The organism is Sulfurospirillum sp. HTRB-L1, from assembly GCF_059415125.1.
On the sequence record NZ_JCAHZR010000011.1, the window covers coordinates 45,598 to 59,306 of the forward strand.

A 13,709-nucleotide genomic window follows, 5' to 3' on the forward strand; every position below is an offset into this window, starting at 1 on the left:
CAAGAGTTTTGCAATCCATTTGCTTGGCTTGCTGCGATAGAAAGAGGTAAATCAAAGCGCCTTAAGACTTTTGCTTGGGGTGCTTTGATGAATTCAGGCGCCCCACTTGGCTTTACCCGCCCACTCCGCCTCCAAAGAACCCATCAATGCTGTATGCCAAAGAGCGCCAGCAAATTAAAAAACAAAATGCTTATCCTGATAGTTTTGAAGGTGTGGGGTTTGTCATAGAGCAGATGCAGAAATATTGAAGGCATAGCTTGAATTGGGGGATCTCTAGACACTATTGGAGTTTATCGAACATGTAATGGCGAGAAGGTGCAGGAATCGAACCTGCCTCCAAACGGTCAACCGCCCAGACATCGGGTTTGAAGCCCGTGCTGCCCACCAGGGTCAGATACCCTCCATTGTGAAGGAGCGGAATTATAGCACAAGAAAAACAAAGAAAACCTTACACCTCTTGGTATAATACTTCTCAAAAAAAGGAGTGCCTGTGCGGGGTTGGTGGTGGATGATAGTCGGAGTGTTCTTGAACGGGTGTGCGCCACCAATGACACTCTTGCACGGCACGAGTGTCTACGATGCCTATGCCATTACCGTTGATCGCCGCCCGTTGTGGACGATGGCTACAGATAAACGCATTAAGCTTTCCATTCAGTCACGCCTTGCGGAAGAAAGCGCTTCAGATGTGTATTATGTGGGGGTAGAGAGTTTTTATGGGACGGTGTATCTCCTTGGGGAGTACGAAGACGTAGCCCACAAAGAACGTTTGTTGCGCATCGCCAACGAGACCGAGGGTATCCGTGAAGTGATTGCGTATTTTCATCCCAAGGCCACGCAAGGGGATTGCACCACGTACCGCAACCTTGCGATTTTAAGCGACGTAAAAACCCGCCTTTTTCAAGACAAACACATCTACGGCTCCAACGTGCATGTCCATGCAGTGCAGTGCCACGTGGTCCTTGCGGGGATTGTGCAGACCAAGATGGAGCGCGAACGTGCCGAGTGGATTGCCCACAATACCCCGGGCGCGCGCTCAGCGACCTCGTACCTTAGGGCGCTACACTAAGACCACTGAGCGCCGCGCCTAGGGCACCCATGAGTTGGGGGTGCGGGGCAGTGTGGAGGGGTTTTTCAAGCAGTTTTCCTAGCAAATGCACCAAAAAAGGGTTGCGTGCCCCACCGCCACTAAAGGTGATGTGGGCGCTTGTGCTGGCAAAGCGCCGCGCCATGCTCGCAAGGCGGTTAGCGATGGCGTCATGCACCCCGTAGCAGATGTTTTCCACCCGCTCTTTTTGAGCAATGAGAGAGATGAGCTCAGACTCGGCAAAAACCGCGCACATGCTAGAGATGGTCAGCTCCTTATCCGCTTCAAACCCCGCTTGGGCAAAAGCATCCATCTCCATGCCAAGGCGCGCCGCAGCAATCTCAAGAAACTTTCCCGTTCCTGCCGCGCATTTGTCGTTCATCTTAAAATCCACAAATCCCCCGTGCCCATCAAGCTTGATGACCTTGCTGTCTTGGCCGCCTAGGTCGATGACCATGTCGCTTTGCGCAAAGGCGTGGTAGGCCCCGCGCGCGTGGGCTTTGATTTCGCTAATGACAGGGCACCCGAAGGCGTTTTCAAGCAGATAGCGCCCGTATCCTGTGGCCACAAGCATGCGCACAGGATAGGGTTTGAGGGTTTCTTTGACAATCTCATCTTGGTTGATGATGGTAGGAATGGTGTGAGCGTGGCATACCTCTCCCGCACTATTGACGCCCACGATTTTGGTGTAGGTTGAGCCGACATCCACGCCCCAGTACACTTACAGGCCTTTAAATGCGCGTGCTTTTTGGCTAAAAGCAATGCTTTCTAAAAAGGCTTCCACGCGGGTTTTGATTTGCCCTGCATCTTCGGGCGAATAGTCCGACTCGATGGCAAGAGCAGGGATGCCCGCTTCTTCCATGGCGTCTAAGACCAGTTTGGACTCGACGTTGTAGGTGTGGCAAAAGGAGAGGGTGTAGTAGATGACCCCATCGGCTTGGCGCTCTTTAACCATGTTTAAAATCTTTTCGATGCGCCCTTCGTTGGGAGTGAAACAGGCGCAGTCAATCTTGCTGTAGCGTTCCATGAGGGCTTTGTAAAGTTCCTCTTCGTTTTCCACGCCCTCAATGTCTACGTTGTCTTTAAAATAACGGTGTCCGATGCAAGATTCTTCGTTGATGATGACGCCCCCAGTGGTTTCAACGGCATGGTGAAGTTTCCAGTTTGGTGGCGCAAAAGGGGTTCCAAGGACGATGAGGCGTGGGGTGTTGGCGGGGAAAACGGAAGTTTTTTGGGCGACGCGCTCTTCCAGTTCATCGCATAGGGCATTGACCTTTTGGGTGTAGCGTTTGGGGTCGTCCAAAAAGCCCATTTGGGTGATAAACAAGGCATCTTTGCCACTGATGGGCATGATGTCTGGATGCATGCCGCGCAAGGCATCAAGGCGCTGCAAGGCGGCGCGTTTGGCGTTGATAGTACGCACCCCTTCTTTCATGGCTTCAAGACTCAACGGTTCGCCTGTGACTTCTTCGATGTGCTCTTTGAACTCTTTAATCTCCTCTTGCCATAAAGCGAGGTCTTTGTCGCGCTTCATGTGGGGGATGTTCATGACATGCACAGGGTGGTGTTTGTTGAGGATTTCCCACCCTTTTTTCTTGGCTTCACAGGTGGTTTCGCCGTAGATGAAGTCCGAAGATTGGGTGTAGGCACAGGTGCGTTGGAGTTTGAACCCGTGGGCAGATTTGATAAGAGGGCAAATGTTGCGCGGCAGTTCCGTTTCGGCATCCGCGATGGTTGCGGCCGAACCGCCGCACAGGCCATAACAGGCCCCGCCAGCACCCGTGACAATCTCTTCGGGTACGAAAATACAAAAGGTACCCACCGCGGGCTTTTTTTGCGCGCGCAAGGCGTTGATTTCGGCGATGCGCTCCCCTTGAATCTCGCTCATAAACCAATCAAAATAGGCCATCCCCTGAGGACGGTTTTCTTGGGACATAAAGAGGTTTTGGTAAGCACCAAGGCCCATGCCCATCATTTTTGCATGACGCTCGACGTCAACTCCGATACTCTCCAACAAGGGTTTGTGTGCTTCAACGCCCATGTTTTCTCCTTTACATGTAAAGATGGTGAGCAAGACTGTGAGGGGGATTAACAGGGCAGGTGTAGCGAAAGCGTCAACTGATGTTTACCTAAACTTAGGCCGGGTTGCTCGTGAGGTATTGTAAGAAATTTGGGGTTAAAGGAATGTTAAAAAAAGGCAACAAAAACACTTTGGTAAAAAAACTTTTCCAAACTATCCCTTAGCCTGCCCGCGAAAAATGGTTGATGTTAAGTAAAAATAAAACTGGGTTGATGAAAAAATCTTGGGCGTCTTGCGCCCAAGAGAGGTGTGCGTTAGAGTTGGCTTAAGGCGTGTTCAAAGTCTGCTTTAATGTCTTCAATGTGTTCTAGTCCTACACTCACGCGAATGAGATCTGGGCTCACGCCCGCGGCTTTGAGCGCGTCTTCGTCGAGTTGGCGGTGGGTCATGGAGGCAGGGTGCAGTACGCAAGTGCGAAGGTCTGCCACATGGACAAGAATGCGCGCAAGTTTGAGGGTATTCATCACCCTTTCCCCCTCTTCTTGTCCTCCTTTTACCCCAAAGGTAAGCACACCACTGGCCCCTGCGCAGTAGCGCTTGAGGCGTTCGTGGTGCTTGTGGGAGGAAAGTCCAGGGTAATTCACCCAAGCGACCTTGGGGTGGTTTTGCAAAAACTCGGCCAAGGCTTGGGCGTTTTCGCAGTGGCGTTGCATCCTTACATGTAAGGTTTCCATGCCAAGGTTGATTAAAAAAGCATTCATCGGACTAAGGTAGGCGCCAAGGTCGCGAATCCACTGCACCCTTGCTTTGACGATATAGGCAAGAGTGCCAAAGTCTTTGGTGTAAACAACGCCGTGGTAACTGGGGTCTGGCTCGGTCATCTGGGGAAATTTGCCATTGGTCCAGTCAAAATCACCCTTGTCTACGATGAGCCCGCCTACGGCTACGGCATGGCCGTCGAGGTACTTGGTGGCCGAATGGGTGATGATGTTGGCACCGTGCTCAAAAGGGCGGCATAAAAAAGGGGTGGCAAAGGTGTTGTCTACCACAAAAGGCACCCCCGCTTCTTTGGCAAGGGCGGCAAATTTTTCAAAATCTAAAACATCCAAGGCGGGGTTGGCGATGGTTTCAGCAAAGATGGCTTTGGTGTTGGGGCGAATGGCTTGTTTTAGTACATGTAAAGGAGCTTCGGCGTCCACATAGCTCACCTCGATGCCCATTTTTTTAAAAGTGTTGCTAAACAAAGCGACTGTTCCTCCGTACAAGGATCCCGCCGCAATGAAGTGGTCTCCCGCGCTACACAGGTTGGCAATGGCAATCGTCGAAGCCATCTGTCCCGAGCTTGTAGCAAGGGCAGCCACGCCGCCTTCAAGAAGGGCTATTTTTTGTTCTAGCACTTCACACGTGGGGTTTGAGATACGCGAATACATATGCCCTGCGGCTTTTAGGTCGAAGAGGTCTGCGACGTTTTGTGCTGTGTCGTACGCATAGGTGGTACTTTGGACGATAGGTGCAACACGAGGTTCGCCATTTTTGGGGTCCCACCCTGCTTGGATGGTATGGGTTTCAAGACGCATGAGCATTCCTTACATAAGATGTGCCCCAGGGGCGAAAAACGATGAGTAACCGTGGCAAAAGGAGTAAAGCGCCAAGTAAGACCATCGCCATGACAAGGACGGTTAAAAGACCAAAATAAACCGTTGGGATGAAGTTGGAAATCACTAAAATAGAAAAGCCTAAGATAATGGCAAAGGAGGTGTAATACATGGCGTATCCGATGCTTTGGTGAGAGCGTTCCATGGCTGCTTCATAGTCCCAATCGTGGGCCAATTCTTCGCGGAAGCGGTGCAGGTAGTGGATGGTGTCATCTACTCCGATTCCAATGCTAATGGCCGCGATGGTGATGGTCATCATGTCAAGAGGCAACCCCACCCAACCCATGAGGCCAAAGACGATGCTCATGGGGATGATGTTAGAGGCAATGGCGATGAGGGCGACTTTTAAAGAGCGAAACAAAAGCCAAAACATGCCAAGCAACACCAAGACCACAAATCCCAAGGTGGTGATTTGAGACGCGTAAAGGCTTTGGAGCATGTTGTTGTACAAAACCATCAAACTAGAGAGGCGGTGGGTGGCGGTGTCGTCGGCTAGCATGGCGTCAAGGTCGTGGTTGATGCGCGCTAAAAGTTCATTGCGGCGTAAGCCTTCTTGGGAATCCATAACCCGCGTTGAAAAGCGCACTTGGTTGTGCGGGATACTGAGGTAGGGGTCAAGGATGAGGTTACGAAAGTGGACAGGAAGTTCGTTGTAGAGCAATGCTAACTGAAAGCTATCTAATGGCTTGCCATCATTGAGGATTTCTCCCACTTCTAGCAAGGTGCCAAGAGATTGCACACTGCCAATTTCGGGTTGTGCGTTAAGATAATCATGAACGCGCTCGACGACTTGCATTTTTCGCGCGCTAAACCAGTACTCCTCTTTGCTTTGCTTTTGGGCAAATTCGGCCTCAAAATCATCCAATTCTTCAAGCGGAGCTTCTTCGTCTTGGGTAAAGGTGAGGATGACATCCAACGGCGTAGTACCGCCAAGTTTTTGATCGATGATTTCCATCCCTTTGTAAATTTCCGTGGTGGATTTAAAGTAGTTGATAAAGCTGTTCTCTACTTCAAGTTTACTCGCACCCGAGGCGCCTAAGAGAAAAATCAAACCGCTTGTGATGAGAATGGCTTTACCGTGCCGCTTGACTAGCCAAGAACACCAATGGGTGAGCGCAAAATGTTTTTCAAAAGAGAGCACGGGACGTTTTTTGGGCAAGAGCACAAGAATCGCCCCAAAAAGAACAAAGGCAATCCCCAAAGAAAGGGCAATCCCCACGCTCATCATCCACCCTAGGGTGATAATGGGCTTAATGTTGGAAAAAATGAGTGATCCAAACCCCGCAATCGTCGTAACAATGGCAAAAAAAGAGGGGGTTGCCTTGGAGGCAAGGGTAAGAAAAACAAGACGTTTTTGGGAAGTTTTGGTGTAGCGTAAGGCAAGTTCACGGTACCGCACAATCAAATGCAAGACGATGGAAATGGTGATAATGAGCTGTAAAGAGATAAAATTGGAAGAGATAACCGTCACTTCCCACTCAAAATACCCCAAGGTTCCCGTACTTGCCAACACCGAATAAAAGCAGATGAGCAAGGGGAGTACCACGAAGCGAAATTGCCGAAAGATAAACCACAGTGTGAAGCTTAGCAAAAGGAGTAAGCTCACTCCGTAAAATACTACATCGTGCTTAATGTAGGTGATAAGGTCATCCGCAATCATGTTCACCCCACCCAAAAACAAAGAACCGTGCGAGGTGTAATCTTCCATGATAGTGCGAATTTGCTTGATGCTTTGGTGCTCAATGGACCGTTGGGTGTCTCGGTGAAACTTGATGCTTTGCAGGGTGTGTTGAAGCTGTTGGCGTTGTGCGGCAGTGGGTTTTTTAAGGGCTTCAAGCTCTTTTTTTTGCTGTTCTAACTGGGTGTAGCGCAAATCAGGCGTGAGGTTTAAGACCAACGCAGTTGTGGTGAAATCGGCACTGACGAGGTTGTTTTTGTACAGCGGACTTTGTAAAAACTCTTCTTTTGCAAGGGCTTTTTCAACCCGTTCGTCTTCTAGGGTTGGGATTTTTTTCACCAACTCGCGCACGGGCATCACGGGGCTTTGGAGTAGGGGAACGTTTAGGATAGAAATGACCGAATCGATGCGATTGAGGCTAGCAAGTTCATTGGAGAGTTTTTTAAGTGCGCTTAGGGTTTGGGGTGCAAGGAGGTCTTCGTGGGGCTTAAAGGCAATAACAAGAAAATCTCCCCCGCCATAACGGGCATTCATGACGCCATTAAAAAGGAGGTCTTCATCATCTTCCAACATCAATGTTTTTGAAGAAGCGTCTATTTGCAGTTGGGGCGTGTAGGTTCCTAAAAGCCCAACACACAAGGTAACAAGTACAACACTTGCAAGGGGGTAGGCGAGGATGGCGCGGAAGAGGCGAAGAAGCATCTAGGGTTCCACGCCCTCTTGAAGCCATTTAATCAAACCCTCAAAACGGTTGTCTTTTAAAAATCCTTCAAATTGAGAGCGGTACGTTTGCACGATGCTCACGCCCAAAATATCCACATCGTAGATGAGCCACCCGCGCTCTTTGGCATCGTAAAATTTATAATCCACTTGATAGTTGGCTTCTTTGCTGATGAGTTCGGTGAACAAAAATACCCGCGCGCTAGAGCCCATTTGCATCTCTTTTGCGTCTTTAATCACGGCAACTTCGTTGGAGTACAATTCAAGCTTTTCGACAAAAGAGCGTTTGAGCCTGGCGATGAAATGGAGGGTAAATTCTTGTTGCTCTTGGACGCTTAAGGCGCGCCATTGGGCTGTGCCTAAGCTTAGGCGTGCCATGAGTTCAAAGTCAAACACAGGGTCAAATTCTTCAAAAATCTGTCCCGAGAGGGTTTTTCTGTCAACATTTTCTTGTTGAAGCACGTCGGTAACAGATTGGATTTTGTATTTCATGATGGGGGCTATTTGGTCTTTTTGGATTGCCCCAAAGAGCCAAAGGGGTAAGAGTAAAAATAGTAAAAATCGGCCCATGGTTATTCTCGAATCAGCGTCTCGCGACGGCTTTCATAAAAGTCACGCAAGTAGGGGTATAAATCAAGGGCATTGTTGCGAAGCGATTCGTACTCGCCTTCGCGCAAAGAAAAGCTGTTGAGCTGATTAAGGGCTTTGACCCCTAAGGCTTGCGCGTCAGGTTGGATGTAGCTTGTGGGGTTTGCAAAGGAGTCGCCAACGAGGCCAAAAGTGTCGCGTACGTTAGAAGGCCCAAACAGAGGCAAGACAAGATGCGGCCCGCTTCCTACGCCATAAACCCCAAGGGTTTGGCCCAAGTCTTCGTTGTGAATAGGCATGTCAAAGGTGTTGCTTGCGACATCAAATAAACCGCCAATTCCTGCGGTGGTGTTGATAACAAAGCGAAACAATTCATCCGCACTTTTTGTGGGACTTCCTTGCAAAAGGCTGTTGAGAAAACGTACGGGAAAGAGGAGGTTTCTAAAAACGTTGTTGATGCTCATGCGCGCGGGTTTTGGCACAACAGTCGCATACCCCTTAGAAAGAGGAATAAGGGCTTCCATGTAAAGGGTGTCATTAAAGCGTGTCATGAACCTGTTGTACCCTTCGAAGGGGTCATTTTTGGAGGCAACGGGAGTGAATTCTTCGTCAAAATCAGTTTCGCTTATGGCATGCGCAAACGGTACTGTTGCAAAAAAAAAGAAAAATAATCCCACCAGAGAAGGCATAAATTTTTTCACGAAAACCCCTAGATTGCAATGGAGATGAAGTGTATAAGAGGGGTATTATAGCTTTTTTTAAGAGAGATTTCAAAAGAGCCTTACATGTAAAGGCAAGACAAGACATACTTTAAAGCATTTAGAACATGATTCGTGTTAAGATTCATCCACGAAGTCTCTAAAATTTTTACGCAAAGAAGCTAGCCAATGTTTAACCGACTCATAGGAATGTTTTCAAACGATATCGCCATTGACCTAGGAACCTCAAGTATCATTATTTTTTCAAAGCGGGATGGGATTGTTTTAAATGAACCTGCCGTGATTGCCTTTAAAAAAGGGCAGTTAACTAAAGAAGGGGTATTAGCGATTGGTAAAGAAGCCCAATTGATGATGGGTAAAACGCCCAAAGCGATTGAGACCATTCGCCCCATGCGCGATGGAGTGATTGCGGATTTTAAAGCCACGGAGATTATGATTCGCACCATGATTGAGCGGGTGTATCGGCGCAAGCGCTTCATTAAACCGCGCATCATCATCTGCTTGCCCAGAGAAGTGACGCAAGTGGAGCGCAACGCGGTCAAAGACGCGGCTATTGGCGCGGGTGCACGGGAAGTGTTTTTGGTGGACGAACCTATGGCGGCGGCCATTGGGGCGGGACTGGATGTGACACTGCCCACGGGATACATGGTGGTGGATATTGGTGCGGGTACGACGGAAGTAGGGGTGACTTCGCTGGGTGGCTTGGTGCTGTGCAAAGCCAGTCGGGTGGCGGGAGACAGGATTGATAAAGCCATTTTGGATTTTGTGCGCCAAGAGTACAATTTGCACATCGGTTTGCGTACGGCAGAGAGCATCAAAGTGGAAATCGCCGCGGCCTATCCCCTCAAAGAAAAACTTACGACAATCATCAAAGGGCGTGATAACTTTGGCTACTTGGTGCGTTTGGAGCTTGACAGTGAAGAGGTGCGCAAAGCCATAGCCGAACCCTTGCGCCAAATGGCCGCGACCATTAAAAGCGTCCTTGAAGTGATGCCTGCGGAACTTGCGGGCGATATTGTCGACAATGGCATCGTGCTCACCGGAGGCGGTGCGCTGATTCGAGGACTCAACTTGTACTTAAGTGAGGTGCTAGAATTGCCCGTGCGCGTGGCGTACGAACCCTTGTTGGCCGTGGGAAGAGGGGTGGGAGAGCTTTTGAACAACGAAGCGCTTTTGCAGCACGTTTTTGGGAGAGAGAAAAGCCACATTCTCCCCCGCCACATCCGCCTTTAAGCGCCGATAACATCCCTGGGTCTGCGTTTTTTGGGCGCAGGAGAGAGGTGAAGACTCGACTCAATAAAGTCCATGATTTTCCCTGCTACGTTCACGCCCGTTGCGCTTTCGATGCCCTCAAGCCCTGGCGAAGAGTTTACTTCCATCACCAAAGGGCCGCGTTTTGAGGGAATCATGTCAACCCCACAAATGTCTAACCCCATCGCTTTGGCCGCACTTAGCGCGGTGGCTTTTTCGGCGCGGCTGAGTTTGACAGCCTCGGCAGAGCCCCCTTGGTGAAGATTGGAGCGAAAATCCCCCTCCGCCCCTTGACGGCGCATCGCCCCCACCACTTCCCCGCCCACCACAAAGGCGCGAATGTCGGTTCCTGCGGCTTCTTCGATGTACTCTTGCACCAGCAAGTTGACGTTCATGCCATAAAAAGCGTCCAATACGGATTTGGCGGCTTTTTGGGTTTCGGCTAGTACTACGCCAACCCCTTGGGTGCCTTCTAAAATCTTAATAATAAAAGGCGTGCCGCCGACAAGCTTGATGACATCTTTGGGGTCGGATTGGTTGGAGGCGAAAACGGTTTTTGGCATGTCGATACCGCGCTTGGAGAGGATTTGCAAGGCGCGCAGTTTGTCGCGTGAGCGAGAAATTGCCAGCGAACCATTGGCGCAAAAGGTGTCAAGCATTTCAAAATGGCGCACCATGGCCGCACCAAAAAACGTACGCGATGCCCCAATGCGCGGGATGATAGCATCGGGCTTGAGAATTTTAGTCCCTTCGTAGTTGATGAGCAATTCGTCTTTCATGATTTCAACGGTAAATTTTAAATAATCATAAATATGGACTTTCCATCCCTTGGCAAGGGCTTCTTCGTAGAGACGCTTTGTGGAATAAAGTTCCTCATTGCGTGATAAAATCGCCAGTTTCATGGCTGTTTCCTTTGTTTAAATGTGTGTTTAAGGGAGACATCCACCAAAAACCGTCCCTCTAAAAATTTCCTTCCAAGCAGCATAGGCATGGCCATGTAGGAGCGGTCAGTAAGGGAAAGAACGATGGGGTGAATGTGTCCGTAGAGAGAGATTTCTGTTTTAATGAAGGCCCGTTTTTTGGAAACTCCATTGGAGCTTTTCACCTTTTTGAGCGCATGGATGGGCAAGCGAAAGGTTTTGGAAAGGTAGCTTGGATGGTTGGCATCAAGCACATGAAAAGAAACCGTGTGGTCTTCATGGAAGGCGATGTTGGTGCAGTGCAGGGCGCTACTGTCGGCTCCTGTGTCAATCTTGGCTTCCAAATCCTCGAGTTCAAAGGCGGGCAAGGTGACCAGTTCGACCCTGCCGATGATGGTTTTATTCGGAAGTGACATGCTGGTCCTTTAGTTCCAAAAAGTCGTTTTGGCTGATGGCGGCGTCTTGGAAGTATTCGATGCGCTCTTCGGCTTTTTCAAGGTTTTCAAAGGCGGCCACGTGAAAGAGCGCGTCCCCTTCTTGCACCAAAGGAATCTCCGTGCGTCCGATGATGATGCCATTGTGAGGTGCACGCACAAAACTTGGCGACGTGGACAACGGCTTTTCAATAAGGGCAATCACTTGGTCTTTGCTTACGGTGTCGCCAAGGTTTTTTAACGCGCGCATAATGCCACTCTCACTGGCGCGTACCCAGTTGCTTGATTGGGTGTAGAGAGGTTTTTTGCGCCGCTTTTTTTGCGCCTCTTTTTGGGGAAGCATGCCTAGTTTTTTAAGGACTTGGACAATGCCATTGACCCCGATGCGCACGGAAGACTCATCGACTCTGAGCGCTTCTCCTGCCTCGTAGAGCAACACGGGAATGCCCGCTTTGTGGGCACAGTAGCGCAAACTTCCCTCGCGGTAAGGGGCGTTGAGGATGACAGGGGCTTCAAAGGCTTTGGCAAATTCCAAAAGGGCGCTATCTTCGTAGGCCACGCGGGTTTGGGGCAGGTTGGAGCGGTGTAGGGCCGCCGTGTGAAGGTCGATGCCAAAGTCGCTTTTAAGAACCACTTCATCAAAAAAGGTTTTGGCCACCCGCGAGGCGAGGGAGCCTGTAGAAGAGCCTGGAAAACAGCGGTTAAGATCGCGGCGGTCGGGCAGATAGCGCGAGAGGGTGTTAAACCCGTAAGGGTTGACCACGGGCGCTAAAATGAGGGTGCCGCGCAAGCGTTTGAGTAAGGAGACTTCGAGCAAGCGACGGATGATTTCGATGCCGTTGATTTCATTGCCGTGGATGCACGAACTGATGAAAACCGTGGGCCCTTTTTTGCGCCCACGCTTTACATGTAAGGGCAAAAATGCGGGCGTGTTGTAGAGGTTTGGTAAAGGGAGAGAAAGCTGTTTTTCTTCCCCTTCGTAAATGGGAATGTCGCCAATGGTAAGTGCCGAAGCCACGTGTGTTCCTTGGAAAAAAAGTTACGCTAATTGTACTTTAAAAGCGGTTACATGTAAGCAACCTTTAGTGGCTAGGCGAGAGGCACTCCATGACGTGCGGGTGGGTTTTCCAAAGGCCACGCCCTTCTTTGCGGGCAGCTTTGGCAAATTTTTCCATTTCATTGGTGTGGGAAGATTTTCGCGCAAGAGGGAAAAAAGCACCAAAGCCTTGGTCGAGCATGACGCCATTGATGGTGGGGTGCAGTTGCGCGTGGGCGGCTTTGGGGACGCGGATGAGGCAGTGCGCCCAACCGTTGCTTTTAGGAGAAAGAAGTTCGTAGGTGTACGTTTCACCCAAAACGAGCGTCGCTTTGATAAAGGCGGTGGCTTCTTGTCCTGCTTGCTTGAGGGAAGATTGGGGCAAGCCACAGCGGGTTGCTTGTGCCACAAGGCGGTCGTTGACACGGTCTTCGGGTGCGTCCAAAAAGCCAAGTTGACAGATAGTTTGGCTCCCTTTAGTCTCTTTAAGTACGACCGTATCCCCGTCGATGATTTGCACCAACGTCCCCTCAACTCCCCAGGCTAGCAAAGGCAGCAAGAGCCACCAAAAAATACGCATCAGTACTTCCTCTTTTTTGTTTGAAACTATACCCAAATGACCTTTAGTAAAAGCCTAAACACGCTACAATCAGAAAAAATTTGATGGAGTGAGCGATGCAAGCAGTGATTGCCTTTTTGGGTGCGATGGTGGTGATTGGTCTAGGGGTGTGGGCGATGATATATACAGCAAGTCGCAAGCGAAAATAGTCATGTTTGAGATGGGTGCGAAGCTAGAAGAGGTAGCGTTGGCCCTTCAGGGCAAGGAAGAAAAAGGGGAAACCAAAGAGGCGACAAAGCCTCAAAAAGCCCACCAACTCGTCTTTCGTTTTGAACGGCGCAAGGGAAAACCTGTGACCTTGGTAGGCAGGTTTGCCCTTGAGGGCGAGGCCAAAAAAGAGCTCTTGCGTTTTTTAAAAAAGAAACTCGCTTGCGGTGGGGCATGGGAAGAGGAGTGGATAGCCCTACAAGGTGACGTGCAAACGAAAGTCAAAGCCGTTCTTGAGAGCGAAGGATGGAAATTTCGGTAAGGGGTTTGGGTGGCTTTGTTTGGAAAAACCCATAGACCTTGGCATAATTATAAATGCAAAAAATACATGTATTTACCAATTTTCTTCAATATCCATTTCGCTGTTTTCCACCGCTTCTAGCATCGTATGCGACACATCAAATTCAAAGTCGAATGTATCAGGGGTTTTTACTAGCTCAACATACATATCCCTGTGGTCATCAAGAAATTTAACCATTGCCTTGTAGTCTTTGATTGCACTCAATGAGCGCACAAAAGATTCATCATCGGTAATGATATAGACCGTTCCCATGTCACTTAATTCTTCCGTGTCGGGAGCGTATTTTACCTTGATGAGTTGTTTGTTTTTTTGATAGCTCTTTTGCATGAGTGCATCAAGAGCATGTTCATACTCATAGTCTGTCCCAGTTCTGCGGTCATTATCGTACATTTTCACTCCTTTTATCTTTTTCCAAAAACGCAATTCTCTCATCAAGGGTCTTAACTTCAAGTTCGGCTATGAGCTTGATAAAAGGCT

General features: G+C 49.5%; 14 protein-coding genes and 1 tRNA gene. 3 read left to right on the forward strand and 12 right to left on the reverse strand.

Annotated elements, in window-relative coordinates:
- Positions 1 to 305 precede the first annotated feature (305 nt).
- Positions 306 to 403 (reverse strand) — tRNA-Sec (locus AC5SLM_RS13495).
- Positions 404 to 490: 87 nt separating this feature from the next.
- On the opposite strand from AC5SLM_RS13495, the gene AC5SLM_RS13500 reads away from it, so the two are divergent.
- Positions 491 to 1,066 (forward strand): BON domain-containing protein, encoded by a 576-nt coding sequence (locus tag AC5SLM_RS13500; protein WP_495251497.1) that lies wholly within the window; start codon positions 491 to 493, stop codon positions 1,064 to 1,066.
- Here the strand turns inward: AC5SLM_RS13500 and AC5SLM_RS13505 are convergent.
- From AC5SLM_RS13505 to AC5SLM_RS13530, 6 genes are all read right to left on the reverse strand, one after another.
- Positions 1,050 to 1,805, reverse strand: a complete 756-nt coding sequence (locus AC5SLM_RS13505) for an acyl-CoA dehydratase activase (protein ID WP_495251498.1) — start codon at positions 1,803 to 1,805, stop codon at positions 1,050 to 1,052. The two genes, AC5SLM_RS13500 and AC5SLM_RS13505, sit on opposite strands and share 17 nt — an antisense overlap.
- Positions 1,806 to 3,125 carry a double-cubane-cluster-containing anaerobic reductase gene (locus AC5SLM_RS13510; protein WP_495251499.1) on the reverse strand — a complete coding sequence of 440 codons (1,320 nt, stop codon included), beginning with the start codon at positions 3,123 to 3,125 and terminating at the stop codon, positions 1,806 to 1,808.
- A 293-nt stretch (positions 3,126 to 3,418) separates the two neighbouring features.
- On the reverse strand, positions 3,419 to 4,681 hold the full coding sequence (locus AC5SLM_RS13515; protein WP_495251500.1) for an O-acetylhomoserine aminocarboxypropyltransferase/cysteine synthase family protein: 1,263 nt from the start codon (positions 4,679 to 4,681) through the stop codon (positions 3,419 to 3,421).
- Positions 4,671 to 7,139, reverse strand: coding sequence for an efflux RND transporter permease subunit (locus tag AC5SLM_RS13520; protein ID WP_495251501.1), 2,469 nt, complete (start codon positions 7,137 to 7,139; stop codon positions 4,671 to 4,673). The genes AC5SLM_RS13515 and AC5SLM_RS13520 overlap by 11 nt, the downstream gene beginning before the upstream one ends.
- The gene (locus AC5SLM_RS13525; RefSeq protein ID WP_495251502.1) at positions 7,140 to 7,727 is read right to left on the reverse strand and encodes an MlaC/ttg2D family ABC transporter substrate-binding protein; all 588 of its coding nucleotides are present in this window, start codon (positions 7,725 to 7,727) and stop codon (positions 7,140 to 7,142) included.
- Positions 7,728 to 7,729: 2 nt separating this feature from the next.
- Entirely contained in the window at positions 7,730 to 8,446 is a 717-nt protein-coding gene (locus AC5SLM_RS13530; protein ID WP_495251503.1) for an MlaA family lipoprotein, read from the reverse strand.
- A 186-nt stretch (positions 8,447 to 8,632) separates the two neighbouring features.
- Between AC5SLM_RS13530 and AC5SLM_RS13535 the strand changes: the two genes are divergently transcribed.
- Positions 8,633 to 9,697 (forward strand): rod shape-determining protein, encoded by a 1,065-nt coding sequence (locus AC5SLM_RS13535; RefSeq protein ID WP_495251504.1) that lies wholly within the window; start codon positions 8,633 to 8,635, stop codon positions 9,695 to 9,697.
- On the opposite strand, the gene rimK is transcribed toward AC5SLM_RS13535, so the two are convergent.
- The 4 genes from rimK to AC5SLM_RS13555 all read right to left on the reverse strand — a co-directional run bounded on the left by rimK (position 9,694) and on the right by AC5SLM_RS13555 (position 12,685).
- Positions 9,694 to 10,617, reverse strand: a complete 924-nt coding sequence (rimK, locus tag AC5SLM_RS13540; RefSeq protein ID WP_495251505.1) for a 30S ribosomal protein S6--L-glutamate ligase — start codon at positions 10,615 to 10,617, stop codon at positions 9,694 to 9,696. The two genes, AC5SLM_RS13535 and rimK, sit on opposite strands and share 4 nt — an antisense overlap.
- Positions 10,614 to 11,051 (reverse strand): ATP-dependent zinc protease family protein, encoded by a 438-nt coding sequence (locus AC5SLM_RS13545; protein ID WP_495251506.1) that lies wholly within the window; start codon positions 11,049 to 11,051, stop codon positions 10,614 to 10,616. Before AC5SLM_RS13545 ends, rimK begins: the two co-directional genes overlap by 4 nt.
- A complete protein-coding gene (locus AC5SLM_RS13550; RefSeq protein WP_495251507.1) occupies positions 11,035 to 12,087 on the reverse strand; it encodes a succinylglutamate desuccinylase/aspartoacylase family protein in 1,053 nt (350 codons plus the stop codon). Before AC5SLM_RS13550 ends, AC5SLM_RS13545 begins: the two co-directional genes overlap by 17 nt.
- Before the next feature lie 64 nt (positions 12,088 to 12,151).
- Positions 12,152 to 12,685, reverse strand: a complete 534-nt coding sequence (locus tag AC5SLM_RS13555; protein ID WP_495251508.1) for a thermonuclease family protein — start codon at positions 12,683 to 12,685, stop codon at positions 12,152 to 12,154.
- 190 nt (positions 12,686 to 12,875) lie between these two features.
- Here AC5SLM_RS13555 and AC5SLM_RS13560 point away from each other — a divergent pair, with 190 nt between their 5' ends.
- On the forward strand, positions 12,876 to 13,193 hold the full coding sequence (locus AC5SLM_RS13560; RefSeq protein ID WP_495251509.1) for a translation initiation factor SUI1: 318 nt from the start codon (positions 12,876 to 12,878) through the stop codon (positions 13,191 to 13,193).
- 72 nt (positions 13,194 to 13,265) lie between these two features.
- Here AC5SLM_RS13560 and AC5SLM_RS13565 read toward each other — a convergent pair whose 3' ends face one another.
- A complete protein-coding gene (locus AC5SLM_RS13565; RefSeq protein WP_495251510.1) occupies positions 13,266 to 13,622 on the reverse strand; it encodes a hypothetical protein in 357 nt (118 codons plus the stop codon).
- Positions 13,623 to 13,709: the final 87 nt, after the last annotated feature.